Source organism: Neobacillus drentensis, assembly GCF_036962765.1.
Taxonomy (GTDB): domain Bacteria; phylum Bacillota; class Bacilli; order Bacillales; family Cytobacillaceae; genus Neobacillus; species Neobacillus drentensis_C.
The window spans coordinates 1-13,965 of the sequence record NZ_JBALOS010000252.1 but is presented as its reverse complement, the minus strand read 5'-3'; the positions used below and the strand labels follow the sequence as shown (position 1 = coordinate 13,965).

Below are 13,965 nucleotides of genomic sequence, written 5' to 3'. Positions count from 1 at the left end.
ATGGAAACAAACCCTCGTACATCTTAGTTGTGAAAGCAAATGCTCTTATGGTCCAAAATGAAGAACAAAGAAGCATAAATAATATTGAAAAAGATTTAAATAAAAAAATACAAAAAGATATTTTAGATACAGTGAAGAAAGGTGAAGAACTAGGAACAGATGTATTAAATATAAGTGAAAAATCTTATAGATACTATCTAAAAAAATGGGATCTAAATATGATAAAAGCATTTGACGTACATTCCATAAAAAATATAAAAGTAATGATTCATATAGAACAAAGTGAAAACTACAAACGTTGATCGAAAACATTGATACTTCTGGAGTGGGGTATCGTCCCAACAATTTCCTCTACGGGCATGAAGGGGGTGATACCCAATTTCTTTACTTTTAAACTAATAAATTTTAAAGCTTTGGAAAGAAGAAGAAGCTGGATACCTTTATTGGCACCCGCTTCTTGTATTTATTCAATAACTAAATAGATAACATTAATATATCCAAGTTTGAAATGTTTATGGCACCAGCGTCTCTAAGTTCTTTTAACCGATTAATATCTAGGATATCAATCGTACGGTTTGAAATTTGGATCCATTGTTGATTCTTCCACTTATTAAGTATTTTATTTACCGTGATTCGAGATGTCCCTATGTATCGGGCAAAGGATGTCTGATCAATGGAAACATTCCCATTTTCGTTTACCAGTTTTAAAAGGAAATGAGCCATTTGCTGTTCAACAGGGGAATTGAGAAAGGCAATAATTTCTGCCAGTATCCTAAATTTATAGATTAATGAATTGGTAAAAATACATGCTGCCTCAGGACGTTCTTTACAAATCATCAATAATGCTTCATCTGAGAAAAAATAGATTTCAGATCGACCGTTTGAGATGGCAGAGGTTAAATAGGGTTCATTTCTAGCACCATGTTCCCCAAACAACATCCCTTCAGGAACATAATTCACCGTCCTCTCCACTCCTTCATGAGAAAGGAGGGTAATCTTTATTCCACCCTTAGCTAGGTAGAAGAAGCCCTTGCCTTCACTTCCCTGATGGTACACGACTTCATTTTCCTCAACCTCTAGTTTTTTCCCATATTTTAAAAAAGGCCGCCACGAGTATCGAAGATTTTTCATGTCAACACCTTACCAAGAAGATTTTTTAATTCGTCCGGTTTCTTTATTAAAAATTTTTTCCCATGAATCTCAATAATTTCTTCTTCTTTCCATTGTTTTAAAATTTTATATAACGTTATTCTCGTTAAGCCAGTGCATTTTGAAAGGTCTTGTTGTGTGAGCGGAATTTCAAAATTCTTAAATTCGTAACAAATATTTAGTAGAATCACTGCCAATTGTTGATCTGGTAAGAGAGAGTCCAAATAGATTTTATCGGCTAGGATGTGCATTTTATGTATGACAGTTTTGATAAAAATGTTAAGGATGGAAGGCTGAGACTTTATTAATTTTTGAAAATGTTCACAGGAGAAATAATAGAGAATAGAGTCATTAACCGCTGTGGCCGTCGTAAAGTGGGGCTGTCGATCCATCGCTTGAACTCCTAAAAGTTGCCCGGGAATGGCGATGTTTAACAAACGCTCTTTTCCAATCGGAGTTGTAGTGGTTACTTTAATTAACCCCTTTTGGATATAATAAAATCCATCCCCCAGAGTTCCTTGCTGGTAAATACAAGCTTTCTCCTTGAAAAATTGTCTAGTACCAAACTGTAAACACGATTCCCAATTAAGATCACTGTCAAACAAGATTGCCACCAAATCAACTCCTAGGTGATTTTTTATAAAAATAATCTATAAAACTTTAAATCTAGGATATATGTAAATTTATCAAATGTCATAACTTCGTTGTAACTAATTGATAACGCTTACAATTAATTGTAAGAAAGACTTAATATTGTTAACTGCTTATCAATAGTGTAAAAGATACAAGATATAAAATCAACTTTGGGTGGCTGAATTTTAAATATTCAGCCAAAACCATGTTTCATCCAATTTGATAAACCAAAAAGTTTTAACTCTAAGAAGTCAAAAAACTGGGAGTACAGTTGAAAAGCATATCAGTCCATTCCAAATGGAGAGATGCTTTTTATTATTCGGAAAAAAATGAAAAGTATAACTTTTTAGAAAAAATGTTAATCAGACTACAATGACTCAAAAAAATCAATTTTATAATGAAAATATGAATTTAAAGGAGGATGTTTTATGGGAATTCGTACAGGAGCACAATATATCGAGGCGTTAAAATCACGAACACCGGAAGTTTGGTTATCTGGAAAAAAAGTAAAAAATATCTTTGAAGAGCCTGTTTTTCATCAGCCAATTCTTCAAATTGCAAAGCTATATGATATGCAACATGATTCTAAGTATCAAAACGAGATAACACATATTTGTGAAGAAACGGGAGAAAGAATTTCAAATGCTTTCTTGGTGCCAAAAAGCTATCAAGATCTACAAGCCCGGAGAAGAACGTTCGAAGAGTTCGCTAAAGCGACATTTGGTTTAATGGGCAGAACTCCTGATTTCTTGAATGTCGTTGTAACTTCAATGGCGAGCAATTCCGAGTTCTTGGATAAATACAATCCTGAATGGGGAAAAAACATTCGATCCTATTTTAAGCATATCCGTGATAACGACTTATTTTTAACTCATGCCATCATCAATCCGCAAAATGACCGCAGTAAATCTTCACACGAACAACAAGATATGTTTACCCATTTAGGTGCGGTTAAAGAAACACCTGATGGCTTAATCGTAAGAGGGGCTAAAATGCTAGCTACCCTTGCACCGATCACAGACGAAGTGATTGTTTATTCTTTTCCTGGTTTTAAGCCTGGTGATGAACGTTATGCACTTGCATTTGCACTTCCACTTGATACGCCAGGTCTTCGCATTATCTGTCGTGAAGCGATGCAGGATGGAAAGCGTTCTGTTTATGACCACCCATTAGCATCAAGATTTGAAGAAATGGATGCGGTCTTGGTATTTAATGATGTTTTAGTGCCATGGGATCGTGTATTCCTTTATAACAATGTAGAAGCTGCCAATTTACTATATCCGAAAACAGGAATCGCCCAGCAGCCAGCTCATCAGTCTGGTGTAAGAGGGTTAATCAAACTACAATTTGCAACTGAAGTGGCTTGTAAAATCGCCGACTCCATCGGTGTGGATGCCTTCCTAAATGTACAAAATGATTTAGGAGAATTAGTCCAATCGGTTGAATCGATTAGGGCATTGCTCCGAATTTCTGAGTATGAACATGAAGTAACTGCTACTGGCGAAGCGATGCCGGCCTATGCACCACTTGAAACAATTAGAGGATTGCTGCCAAAAATGTACCCACGTGCGATTGAGGTGATCCAAATCATTGGTGCAGGTGGACTATTAATGTCTCCTACAGATGCCGATTTCGAGAATCCTGAATTAAGAGAGGATTTAGAGAAGTATTATCTTGGAAGAGAGGGCATTTCAGCGGAAGAGCGTGTCCATCTTTTTAAATTAGCATGGGATTTATGCGGTGAAGCATTCGGACAAAGGGTACTTCAATACGAACGCTATTATACTGGAGATCCAATTCGTAAAAGAGCGATTTTCTATAACAACCACAAAAGGAATAATTCCTTTGAGCTGGCTGATGAAGCAATGAAAATATTTAATCGAAAAAATGAGGTTACTAGCTTATAAACGATAATCAGTAGTATGAGGAGGTGTGAACGATGCAAACGCTAAAAGATGGAGTTCTGACACTAGCAGGTTCTGTGATTGCGATAGGTGCATTTGATGGTGTCCATAAAGGACATCAAGCCGTGATTAAACAAGCTGTGGAAAAGAGTCGAGTTTCTCAGGTTCCTAGCGTTGTCTATACTTTCGACCCGCCTCCTCGAAATTTTTTTAAGGGCGTTCAAATTTTGACACCAATTCAGGAAAAGGTTAGCAGAATAGCGAAGTTAGGTGTTGATTATATAATTGTTGCCAGCTTCGATGAATGGTATGCGACCCGGCCACCTGAAGATTTTATCTGTGAATTAACTAAGTTAAACCCGGTAGAGGTTACAGTGGGTGCTGACTTTCATTTTGGAAAAAATAGAGATGGCGATGTGCATCTTTTAGAAAAGTATTTTCATATTAATATCACTCCACCTGTTTATTGTAAAAGCGGAAAACTTATTTCATCGACGAGAATCCGTCAGTTAATTTCAGAGGGAGATTTTCAGCAGTCCTACTCGTTACTAGGATTATAAACAGGAGCAAAGTAAATAAAACTACTTGATATCACTCAGCAATAGAAGGGAGTACACACTATGAAGTTATTAGGAATTTCAGGCACCATTATTGGAGCAAAAACAAGTATTGTTGTTCAAAAGGTATTAGAGGAAGTAAAGAAACATAATCCTAACGTTGAAGTAGAATTGTTGGATTTAAGAGATTATGATGTACAGTTCTGTGATGGACGAAATCCTTCAAACTATATAGGTGACACGAAAAAAGTTCTAGATATTGTTAATTCTGCTGACTTCTATATTATCGGAACACCGATATTCCAAGGATCTTTATCAGGCCCACTCAAAAATTTGTTTGATTTAATCAATCCAAAGGATATTCGCAACAAAGTAATCGGTTTTGTTGCAACAGGCGGTACATATCAACATTACCTTGTTATCGAAAACCAATTGAAGCCGATCGCAGGATTTTTCCGAGCCTTTGTGGCACCAGGCTATGTCTATGTTAATAACGATCATTTTAATGAAGAAAATGAAATCATCGATGCTGAGGTTCTTACAAGAATTACTGCGTTAGCGAAAGAAGTGGTCTTCATGCAGGAGGCATTAAAATCATCAGAAGAAAAATTCGCAACTGTAAATGGATAAGCTTTTGTATTAAAATTTGAGAGGAGAAGATTGCTATGACAAACTCTTTAAAACCAATTAATCTATGGGGATTTATTAACGAAAATAAGGAATTACTTAAGCCACCGGTAAATAATAAAGTGGTTTGGAAGGATTCAGAACTAATGTTTATGATTCTCGGAGGTCCAAACAAACGCCGTGATTTCCATGTTGATCCATCAGAAGAGATTTTTTATCAATTAAAAGGTGATTGCTACGTTGAAATTATTAATGCGAACGGTAAAAGAGAAGTAATTACGGTGAAAGAAGGAGAAGTATTTCATCTCCCTCCAAACGTACCACACTCCCCACATCGGGTCGCTGATACAATCGGAATCGTCATTGAACGTGACAGAGCTGAAGGTGAATTAGAGGATTTTGTTTGGTTCTGTGATGAATGTGATCATGAAATGCACCGCGTTACCGTCCAATTGACGAATATTGAAGTTCAGGTAAAAGAGGCGATTAATGGATTTAATAATAATTTAGAACTTCGCTCTTGTAAGAACTGTGGACATATTATGCCAGAAGAAGCGAGTGAATGGAAATGCGAGTAGATTTTCATACACATATCATCCCTGAAAATTTCCCCGATTTTGCTAAAAAGTACCAAAACGACAAGTGGCCGGTCCTCCAGCCTACTTGCTCATGTGGTGCTAATATCATGGTATCCGGAAAGGTGTTCCGTGAAGTGACAGACCAAGTTTGGAGTCCGGAAAAAAGGATTTCCGATATGGATAGAGAAAATGTAGACATACAAGTTTTATCGCCAATTCCTGTAACGTTTTCCTATTGGGCACCTACAGAAGAAGCGGTGGCTATGGCTAGATTTCAAAATGATTTCATTGCGGAAACAGTGGCTCAGCATCCTACCAAGTTTATTGGGTTAGGGACGGTTCCTCTGCAAAATGTCGAAGAAGCGATTCGCGAACTAGACCGCTGTGTACATCAACTTGGCTTAAAAGGGATTGAGATTGGTACTAACATTAATGGAAAAAATTTGGACGATGAATCGTTAATCGATTTCTTTGCGATGTGTGAGAAATGGAATGTTCCAATATTTGTTCATCCATGGGAAACACTTGGCGGGGATCGATTTTCCTCCCATAACTTAATGTATACGGTTGGAATGCCAAGTGAAACAGCCTTAGCTGCCGCAAGTTTAATCCTAGGCGGTGTCATCGAGAAATTTCCAGGACTAAAAATTTGTTTTTCTCATGGCGGAGGATCACTTCCTTACATTCTTCCTAGACTTGATCATGGTTGGAATGTATGGCCGCATTTGCAGCTCACGGAGAATCCACCAAGTTTTTATGCAAAGAAATTTTTCTATGATTCAATCGTAAATAACCCTGTAAATATTAAATTCTTAGTAGAAAAATTTGGTGCTGAACAAGTCATCATGGGATCGGATTACCCATTCTTACTTCGGGAAACTCCACCAGGGAAGATAATTGATGACAACTTAACTCTAAGCGAAGAACAGAAACGGGCCATGTTAGGTGAAAATGCACTTAGATTTTTAAATTTACCTGTTAATCTACTAATTTAATCGGAAAAGAGATGAGAAGATGATAGACAAGGTGATCACTCCAGAAGAAAGATTAGAAGAACTAGGAATAAAGCTGCCTGCCCTCCGACCGGCATCTGGTAATTATGTAAGCTGTGTACGGACAGGGAATCTTATTTTCACATCAGGACAAGGTACAGATGAATACCGTGGGAAACTTGGTGAAGATGTATCGATAGAAGTAGGGTATCAAGCAGCAAGACAATGTATGCTTAATCTATTAGCAGTAGTTAAGAATGAACTCGGCGACCTAAACAAAGTGAAACGGATTGTCAAAATCCTCGGTATGGTCAACAGCACGTCTGATTTTAAAGATCATCCAAAAGTCATGAATGGGTCCTCTGATTTATTGGTGGAAGTGTTTGGTGAAAAGGGAAGGCATGCAAGATCAGCAGTAGGGATGTCACAGCTGCCACACAATAACGCTGTGGAGGTTGAGATGATTGTAGAAGTTGAGGATGGTGATATTGGTGAGTAATGTCCTAGAAAAACAACTTCAAATTAACGATGCCAAGCTGTTTATTAATGGAGAATATGTAAGCGCTATTTCAGGAGAAACCTTTGACACGATTAATCCAGCTACGAATCAAAAATTAGCTTCGGTTGCAAGTGCAAGTGAGCAAGATGTAGAAAGAGCGATACAAGTTGCAAAGCGGACATATGATAGTGGTATTTGGAGTAAAATGCCAGTAGAAGAAAGAGCAAAGATCCTGTGCCGCATGGCAGATCTTGTCATGGAACGTGTCGAGGAATTAGCGCTAATTGAAACATTGGATGTGGGGAAACCAATTAAAGAAAGCAGAGATTTTGATATCCCTCGTGCTGCATCAAACTTAAGATTCTTTGCCGAAATGGCAAAATACATCAATCACGAGCATTACGAACAATCCAAGCATATGAGTTATACCAAATATGCTCCAGCAGGTGTTACAAGCTTGATCATTCCTTGGAATTTACCATTCATGCAAATGACTTGGAAAGTTTCTGCTGCGTTAGCTGCTGGTAATACTGTGATCGTTAAACCTGCATCCTATACACCACTTAGTGCGGTCATGTTAGGTGAAATTGCCAACGAAGCAGGATTACCGCCGGGCGTGTTGAATATACTTACAGGACCAGGTGGAACTGTAGGAACGGCCATGACCACTCATCCGTACGTTCGCAGGATTTCCTTTGTCGGGGAGAGCTCCACTGGAAAAACAGTTATGAGAAACGCAGCATCCCAGTTAATTCCTGTATCATTAGAATTAGGTGGAAAATCAGCCAATATCGTGTTTGAAGATGCTGACTTAGATGAGGCAGTGGCAGGTTCAATTGAAGCGATTTTTAGAAATCAAGGAGAAATCTGTTTAGCTGGTTCTCGATTATTAGTGCAAGAATCGGTTTATGATAAATTCCTAGAAAAGTTTGTTACAGCAGCAAAGAACATCAAAGTGGGCGATCCATTGGATGAAAAGACAGATATGGGCGCACTGATTTCCAAAGGTCATCTAGAAACAGTTGATAACTATGTGCAAATTGGAATTTCTGAAGGTGCGAAGCTTGCTGTAGGCGGCAAGCGTGTGGCAGGATTATCACAAGGAAACTTTTACGAACCAACCGTGCTCTATGATGTAAATAACAAAATGAGAGTCGCACAGGAAGAAATCTTTGGACCGGTTTTAGTTGTCATTCCATTTAAAACGGAAGAGGAAGCGATTCAAATCGCAAACGATTCGATTTATGGGTTGGCTGGTGTAGTCTGGTCGAATGATTTAAGGCGTGCACATCGTGTAGCTTCTCAAATCGATTCAGGCTTATTCTGGATCAATTGCTGGTATTATCGTGATTTAAGAACGCCATTTGGAGGATCCAAGGCAAGTGGTATCGGCCGAGAAGGTGGACGTCATAGTTTTGAATTTTACACAGAGGCTAAGACGATTACAATGAAATTATAAGTTTGAAAGTAAAAGGTGGCTGAATGGCCACTTTTTATCTATTAATATAGAAAAGGAAGGTGTAGGAAGAAATGGGAATATTAGTAGAAAAAATTGCAAATGAATTAATCGACGCAGAAAATCATCAATATTCTGTCGCACCACTGACGGAACGCTTTACCGAATTGACTGTAAGCGATGCCTATCAAATCCAACTCGAAGTTATCGGTAAAAAGTTAAAAGCAGGAAATGAAGTAATTGGGAAAAAGGTTGGGCTTACAAGTAAAGCAATGCAGCAAATGCTTGGGGTCGATGAACCTGATTATGGCCACCTGTTAGATGATATGAAAATAGCTGATGAAGCAACTGTGAAAATTGAAGAATTTATCAGTCCGAAGGTTGAAGCGGAAATTGGTTTTATTTTGGAACATGACTTGGTTGGTCCCAATGTGAATTATCTAGATGTGTTAATGGCTACCAAATATGTGGTACCTACCATCGAGATTATCGACAGCCGTATTTCTGATTGGAAAATCAAATTGGTTGATACGGTGGCAGATAATGGTTCCTCAGCAAGAGTGGTAGTAGGGAAAAAGCTGAGCACCATTGAAGGATTAGATCTGAGAGCCCAAGGAATGGTCCTTTTTAAAAATGATGAACTTATGGCCACAGGATCTGGAACTGCCGCTCTAGGACACCCAGCACAAGCAGTCGCATGGTTAGCCAATAAATTACATGAATTCGGGATTACTCTTAAAGCAGGTGAGTTAATTCTTCCCGGAGCACTTTCTGGTGCCATTGCAGTAAACGAAGGCGACATGATTGTTGCAGATTTTGGCTCATTAGGAACTGTATCTGTAACATTTGAGTAAGAGAGTTTTTTCTAGTATAAAAAAATTAAAAATGGAGGTTCAATTATGTCACTGTTGCAAGGAACAGAACAAGAAATCGTAAACTACCTATTAGCTGCAGAAAAGGACAAGCGGGAAGTCGAAAAAATTACGACTAGTTACCCAACACTAACATTTGAGCAAGCCTATGAAATTCAACAAAAATTAATCGAGCAAAAAGAACAAGAAGGGCTTCGCCGAATTGGTGTAAAACTCGGTTTAACAAGTAAGGCAAAGCAGGAGATGATGGGTGTCCATGAAGCAATCTATGGGTATTTAATGGATGATATGCTTGCGCCTGAATGGGAACCAGTCCAATTTAGTAGTTTCATACATCCTAAGGCAGAGCCCGAAATTGCTTTCTTGATTAATGAAGATATCCAAGGAACTAGCGTTACCTCTGACGATATTTTAAAGGTGACAAAATATGTAGCACCAGCTATAGAAGTTATTGATAGCCGTTATTTAGATTTCAAGTTTACACTAGTAGACGTAGTTGCGGATAACTGTTCTTCCTCAAAATTTATTGTAGGCAACAAATGGGTATCACCTGATGCTGTAAACCTGAAAGAAATTGGTGTATACATGTCTAAGAACTCAGAGGTCGCAACAAATGGGACCAGTGCTGCTGTGTTAGGCGATCCAGCTGCTGCGGTTGCTTGGGCTGTAAACAAACTTGGAGAAACTGGTCGGGGATTAAAGAAAGGCGATATCGTTCTTAGCGGCGCTATAACGGAAGCAATTAGCTTTCAACCAGGTGATACGATTTTGGCACAATTTGCGGACTTAGGCAGTGTTTCTTTTTCTAGCAAATAATTGGACTTTTTGAATATGGTCTGAGAATTGGAGGAGATTTTGTTGTTATCTTTAGAGTATGCACAACAATTGGACATGGAAGATCAGCTTAATAGATTTCGCGAAGAATTTTACATAAAACCGAATTCCATCTATATGGATGGAAATTCACTAGGACTTCTTTCGAAAAGAGCAGAAAAGACACTTCTAGAATCATTAAATGATTGGAAAGAGCATGGAATTGACGGTTGGACAAATGGGAAACACCCTTGGTTTTTTTTATCGGAAAAACTAGGAGAGATGATTGCTCCGTTAGTAGGTGCTTCAGCGAATGAAGTGATTGTAACTGGTTCCACAACGGTCAACTTGCATCAGCTTGTTGCTACTTTCTATAAGCCAGAGGGAACACGGACGAAAATTTTGGCTGATGAATTAACCTTTCCATCAGATATTTATGCGCTGCAAAGCCAGCTTCGCATTCACGGATTTGATCCAGAAACACATCTTGTCCGTGTAAAAAGCCGGGATGGGCGCTTTTTAGAGGAAGAAGATATTATCGAAGCGATGACCGATGACATTGCACTCATCATTTTGCCAACCGTCCTCTATCGAAGCGGCCAAATCCTGGACATGAAGCGTTTGACGGCTGAAGCGAACAAAAGAGGGATATTAATTGGCTTTGATGGATGTCATTCGATTGGAGCGATTTCGCATTCGTTTAGTGAATGGGGGGTAGATTTTGCATATTGGTGCAATTACAAACATTTAAATGGTGGTCCAGGAAGTGTGGGCGGTTTATATGTGAATTCTAAACACTTTGGAACAGCCCCTGGTTTGGCTGGCTGGTTCGGTTCGAAAAAAGAAAAACAATTCGATATGGAGCACACGCTAACACCAGCTGATTCCGCAGGGGCCTATCAAATTGGGACACCACATGTTCTGAGTCTTGCCCCGTTACTAGGCGCATTGGAGATTTTTGCAGAAGCAGGAATTGAAAATATTCGCGCTAAGTCGTTAAAGATTAATCAATTTTTAATGGACCTTCTGGATCAAGAGGCAGCAGGCATGGGATTTACGATTGGAAACCCAGTTGAGGATTTCCGCCGTGGGGGTCATGTGAGTTTAGAGCATATAGAAGCAGCGCGAATTTGTAAAGCGTTGAAAGAAAATGGGATCATTCCAGATTTCCGTGCTCCAAACATCATTCGTCTTGCTCCTGTCGCGCTTTATACCTCCTATACGGATGTTTGGGAAGTCGTCCAGATTCTTAAGAAGATTATGAATGAAAAGCAATATGAAAAGTTTAAAAATGGACGTGAAGTCGTTGCTTAATCTAATGGGATGAGGAGGAATTATATGGCGAACAATGATTTGAAAAATGGAAATGGCTTAGAAAATGGGTTAAAACGAGAGTTAAAAACTAGTCAACTGACAATGATTGCGATGGGGTGTGCGATCGGAACAGGACTTTTCCTTGGCAGCGGTCTTGCGATCAGTACTGCTGGCCCAAGCGTATTAATCAGTTACGCGATTGGTGCCTTCATTGTTTTACTTTTAATGGGATGTTTATCAGAAATGACGGTGGCCCATCCAACCTCAGGGGCGTTTGGAACCATATCTGAGAAGTATATAAGCCCGTTCGCAGGTTATCTGGTCCGGTATTCATATTGGATTGCAAACGTTCTTGCTGTTGGGGTAGAAGTAAGTGCAATTGCAGTATATATGAAGTATTGGTTTTCAGATGTTCCTGGGTTTGTATGGATTTTATTGTTCGCCGCTGTCCTAATTTATGTAAATGCAACAAGTGTCAATACCTTTGCAACATTTGAGTATTGGTTTTCGATGATCAAAATTAGTGCCATCGTTGGATTCATTCTCCTTGGAGCATATGTTTTCATGGGAGGGTCTGCTAAACCGGAAATGGGACCTGAGAACTTCGTTAATGAAGGTGGTTTCTTACCGTTCGGCATGTGGGGAATGTGGGTCGCTATCTTTATTTCTCTATTTAGCTTTTTAGGGACGGAATTGATCGCCGTTACTGCTGGAGAAGCGAAGGATCCAGATGTTGCGGTACCTAAAGCTTTGAAAGCAACTGTTTTCCGTTTATCGACCTTTTATATAATTACTATTGGCATTATGTTAATGATTGTTCCGTGGAAATCAGCCGGAGTGGAGGAAAGTCCTTTCGTAAAAGTGATGGAACTCTTAAATATTCCAGGTGCAAGTGGAATTATGAATTTTATAATTTTAACAGCGGCTCTCTCGGCCATGAATAGTCAACTTTATGCTTCGACACGAATGATGTTTTCTCTATCACGAGGAAATTATGCACCTGCCTTTTTAGGTAAATTAAGCAAGAAAGGAGTACCGTTAAGTGCTCTTGCCATTTCTACATTGGGGATATTTCTTGCTGCAGGGGTAAACGCATTATTACCTGACTCGTCGTACGCCTTTATGATGGGAATCTCCATGTTCGGTGCTATCTTCACATGGTTTATGGTGTTTGTTTCACACTTGTTTTTCAGAAAAAAGTGGGAGAAGTCAGGTGGCCGGAAATTGCCAGTTAAAATGCCCGGATTTCCTTACTTGACGATATTAGGAGCGGTCCTTCTGCTCAGTTTAATGATTACCACTTGGTTTACAGGTTTTAAAATCATGCTTCAATTCGGTGTTCCATGGTTATTATTTTTAACTGCTGCCTATTTTATTTTTAATAAAAGAAAAAACAGTCCTGAAAAGAACGAGTCAGATGCTATACTTAACAAAAAGGTAAATTAGAACGTAAAAGTAAGTTTATAAAAAAGAGGATACAGCGGGAGGATATTATGAACTCACAAGAAAAAAGCGCAAACAATGGTCTAGAGAAAACGATCCAAACCGATTTTCAAAAATCGATGTCTTATGGAGATTATCTTCAACTTGAAAAGATCTTATCTAGTCAGCATCGGGTATCCGATCACCATGATGAAATGTTATTTATCGTTATCCATCAAGCAAGTGAATTATGGATGAAACTAATCATTCATGAATTGTCGGCGGCAATTGATCATATTCAAAACAATGATTTGGAGCCTTCATTCAAAATCCTTTCCCGTGTTTCGCGAATACAGCAGCAATTGATTCAGTCTTGGAGTGTTCTTTCTACATTGACACCGTCTGAATACTTAGAGTTTAGGGATAAATTGGGTCAATCATCAGGATTCCAATCTTATCAGAATCGGTTGATTGAATTTGCTTTAGGCAACAAAAATGCTCATACACTAGCAGTCTATCAACATCAAACAGAGCTATATGAAAAAATGCAAGCGGCCCTGCATCAACCAAGTATTTATGATGCTGCAATCCAGGCACTCGTTGCACGTGGATTACCTGTCGATCATGAAGCTCGTAATCGGGATTTGTCCAAAAACTACGAGCCAAATGCAAGTGTTGAGGAGGCATGGCTAACCGTCTATCGAAATGTTGATCAATACTGGGATTTATACGAGTTGGCAGAGAAGTTAGTAGATATCGGCAATCAACAGCAATTATGGCGATTTAACCATATGAGTACGGTGGAAAGAATCATCGGCCATAAGCAGGGGACAGGTGGGTCGTCAGGTGTGTCCTATTTAAAACGAGCACTAGACCAACAATTTTTCCCAGAGCTTTGGAGTTTAAGAACGAAGCTTTAGATGAATAGCTTCTAAGGTACAATTGGCCGCAAACCTTGTTATAAGGTTTGCGGTTTTTTTCATAAGTTCAAAGGTGTTCCTGATGCCCGTTAAGAGGAAAAAAACAGTCACAGCGCTAACTAGTGGAAGCGACCAATGCCCGTGAAGGAAGAAAAATTGGTTCAACAGTAACCATAGGAAGCCTATGATGCCCGTTAAGAGAGAAAAATTGGTTCAACGGTAACCATAG

General features: G+C 38.9%; 15 protein-coding genes. 13 read left to right on the top strand and 2 right to left on the bottom strand.

What is annotated here, in order from left to right:
- On the top strand, positions 1–302 hold a 302-nt coding region (locus tag V7137_RS25535), incomplete at its 5' end, for a Ger(x)C family spore germination C-terminal domain-containing protein (protein WP_335700677.1).
- Positions 303–474: 172 nt separating this feature from the next.
- Here V7137_RS25535 and V7137_RS25530 read toward each other — a convergent pair.
- Positions 475–1,131: a Crp/Fnr family transcriptional regulator gene (locus tag V7137_RS25530; protein ID WP_335700676.1), complete on the bottom strand. Its 657-nt coding sequence runs from the start codon at positions 1,129–1,131 to the stop codon at positions 475–477.
- Positions 1,128–1,763 carry a Crp/Fnr family transcriptional regulator gene (locus V7137_RS25525; protein ID WP_335700675.1) on the bottom strand — a complete coding sequence of 212 codons (636 nt, stop codon included), beginning with the start codon at positions 1,761–1,763 and terminating at the stop codon, positions 1,128–1,130. The genes V7137_RS25530 and V7137_RS25525 overlap by 4 nt, the downstream gene beginning before the upstream one ends.
- Before the next feature lie 447 nt (positions 1,764–2,210).
- Here V7137_RS25525 and V7137_RS25520 point away from each other — a divergent pair, with 447 nt between their 5' ends.
- The 12 genes from V7137_RS25520 to kynA all read left to right on the top strand — a co-directional run bounded on the left by V7137_RS25520 (position 2,211) and on the right by kynA (position 13,736).
- Positions 2,211–3,689, top strand: coding sequence for a 4-hydroxyphenylacetate 3-hydroxylase family protein (locus tag V7137_RS25520; RefSeq protein WP_335700674.1), 1,479 nt, complete (start codon positions 2,211–2,213; stop codon positions 3,687–3,689).
- Positions 3,690–3,721: 32 nt separating this feature from the next.
- Positions 3,722–4,246 (top strand): FAD synthetase family protein, encoded by a 525-nt coding sequence (locus tag V7137_RS25515; RefSeq protein ID WP_335700673.1) that lies wholly within the window; start codon positions 3,722–3,724, stop codon positions 4,244–4,246.
- A 60-nt stretch (positions 4,247–4,306) separates the two neighbouring features.
- Complete coding sequence (locus tag V7137_RS25510; protein WP_335700672.1) at positions 4,307–4,873, top strand: NADPH-dependent FMN reductase; 567 nt, start codon at positions 4,307–4,309, stop codon at positions 4,871–4,873.
- A 35-nt stretch (positions 4,874–4,908) separates the two neighbouring features.
- Complete coding sequence (locus V7137_RS25505; protein ID WP_335700671.1) at positions 4,909–5,448, top strand: 3-hydroxyanthranilate 3,4-dioxygenase; 540 nt, start codon at positions 4,909–4,911, stop codon at positions 5,446–5,448.
- Positions 5,433–6,443, top strand: a complete 1,011-nt coding sequence (locus tag V7137_RS25500) for an amidohydrolase family protein (protein WP_335700670.1) — start codon at positions 5,433–5,435, stop codon at positions 6,441–6,443. Before V7137_RS25505 ends, V7137_RS25500 begins: the two co-directional genes overlap by 16 nt.
- Positions 6,444–6,465: 22 nt before the next feature.
- Positions 6,466–6,939 (top strand): RidA family protein, encoded by a 474-nt coding sequence (locus V7137_RS25495; RefSeq protein WP_335700679.1) that lies wholly within the window; start codon positions 6,466–6,468, stop codon positions 6,937–6,939.
- Positions 6,932–8,398, top strand: coding sequence for an aldehyde dehydrogenase (locus V7137_RS25490; RefSeq protein WP_420490177.1), 1,467 nt, complete (start codon positions 6,932–6,934; stop codon positions 8,396–8,398). The genes V7137_RS25495 and V7137_RS25490 overlap by 8 nt, the downstream gene beginning before the upstream one ends.
- A gap of 71 nt (positions 8,399–8,469) precedes the next feature.
- Positions 8,470–9,249, top strand: a complete 780-nt coding sequence (locus V7137_RS25485) for a 2-keto-4-pentenoate hydratase (RefSeq protein ID WP_335700668.1) — start codon at positions 8,470–8,472, stop codon at positions 9,247–9,249.
- 45 nt (positions 9,250–9,294) lie between these two features.
- Positions 9,295–10,083 (top strand): 2-keto-4-pentenoate hydratase, encoded by a 789-nt coding sequence (locus V7137_RS25480; protein WP_335700667.1) that lies wholly within the window; start codon positions 9,295–9,297, stop codon positions 10,081–10,083.
- A 39-nt stretch (positions 10,084–10,122) separates the two neighbouring features.
- Positions 10,123–11,394, top strand: a complete 1,272-nt coding sequence (gene kynU / locus V7137_RS25475; RefSeq protein WP_420490176.1) for a kynureninase — start codon at positions 10,123–10,125, stop codon at positions 11,392–11,394.
- 24 nt (positions 11,395–11,418) lie between these two features.
- Entirely contained in the window at positions 11,419–12,840 is a 1,422-nt protein-coding gene (locus tag V7137_RS25470; RefSeq protein WP_335700666.1) for an amino acid permease, read from the top strand.
- Between the two features lie 47 nt (positions 12,841–12,887).
- Positions 12,888–13,736: a tryptophan 2,3-dioxygenase gene (kynA, locus tag V7137_RS25465; protein ID WP_335700665.1), complete on the top strand. Its 849-nt coding sequence runs from the start codon at positions 12,888–12,890 to the stop codon at positions 13,734–13,736.
- Positions 13,737–13,965: the final 229 nt, after the last annotated feature.

Coding starts and splice junctions, on each gene's coding strand:
- V7137_RS25530 (WP_335700676.1), bottom strand. CDS start 1,131: ATGAAAAATCTTCGATACTCGTGGCGGCCTTTTTTAAAATATGGGAAA.
- V7137_RS25520 (WP_335700674.1), top strand. CDS start 2,211: ATGGGAATTCGTACAGGAGCACAATATATCGAGGCGTTAAAATCACGA.
- V7137_RS25515 (WP_335700673.1), top strand. CDS start 3,722: ATGCAAACGCTAAAAGATGGAGTTCTGACACTAGCAGGTTCTGTGATT.
- V7137_RS25510 (WP_335700672.1), top strand. CDS start 4,307: ATGAAGTTATTAGGAATTTCAGGCACCATTATTGGAGCAAAAACAAGT.
- V7137_RS25505 (WP_335700671.1), top strand. CDS start 4,909: ATGACAAACTCTTTAAAACCAATTAATCTATGGGGATTTATTAACGAA.
- V7137_RS25500 (WP_335700670.1), top strand. CDS start 5,433: ATGGAAATGCGAGTAGATTTTCATACACATATCATCCCTGAAAATTTC.
- V7137_RS25485 (WP_335700668.1), top strand. CDS start 8,470: ATGGGAATATTAGTAGAAAAAATTGCAAATGAATTAATCGACGCAGAA.
- V7137_RS25480 (WP_335700667.1), top strand. CDS start 9,295: ATGTCACTGTTGCAAGGAACAGAACAAGAAATCGTAAACTACCTATTA.
- V7137_RS25470 (WP_335700666.1), top strand. CDS start 11,419: ATGGCGAACAATGATTTGAAAAATGGAAATGGCTTAGAAAATGGGTTA.
- kynA (WP_335700665.1), top strand. CDS start 12,888: ATGAACTCACAAGAAAAAAGCGCAAACAATGGTCTAGAGAAAACGATC.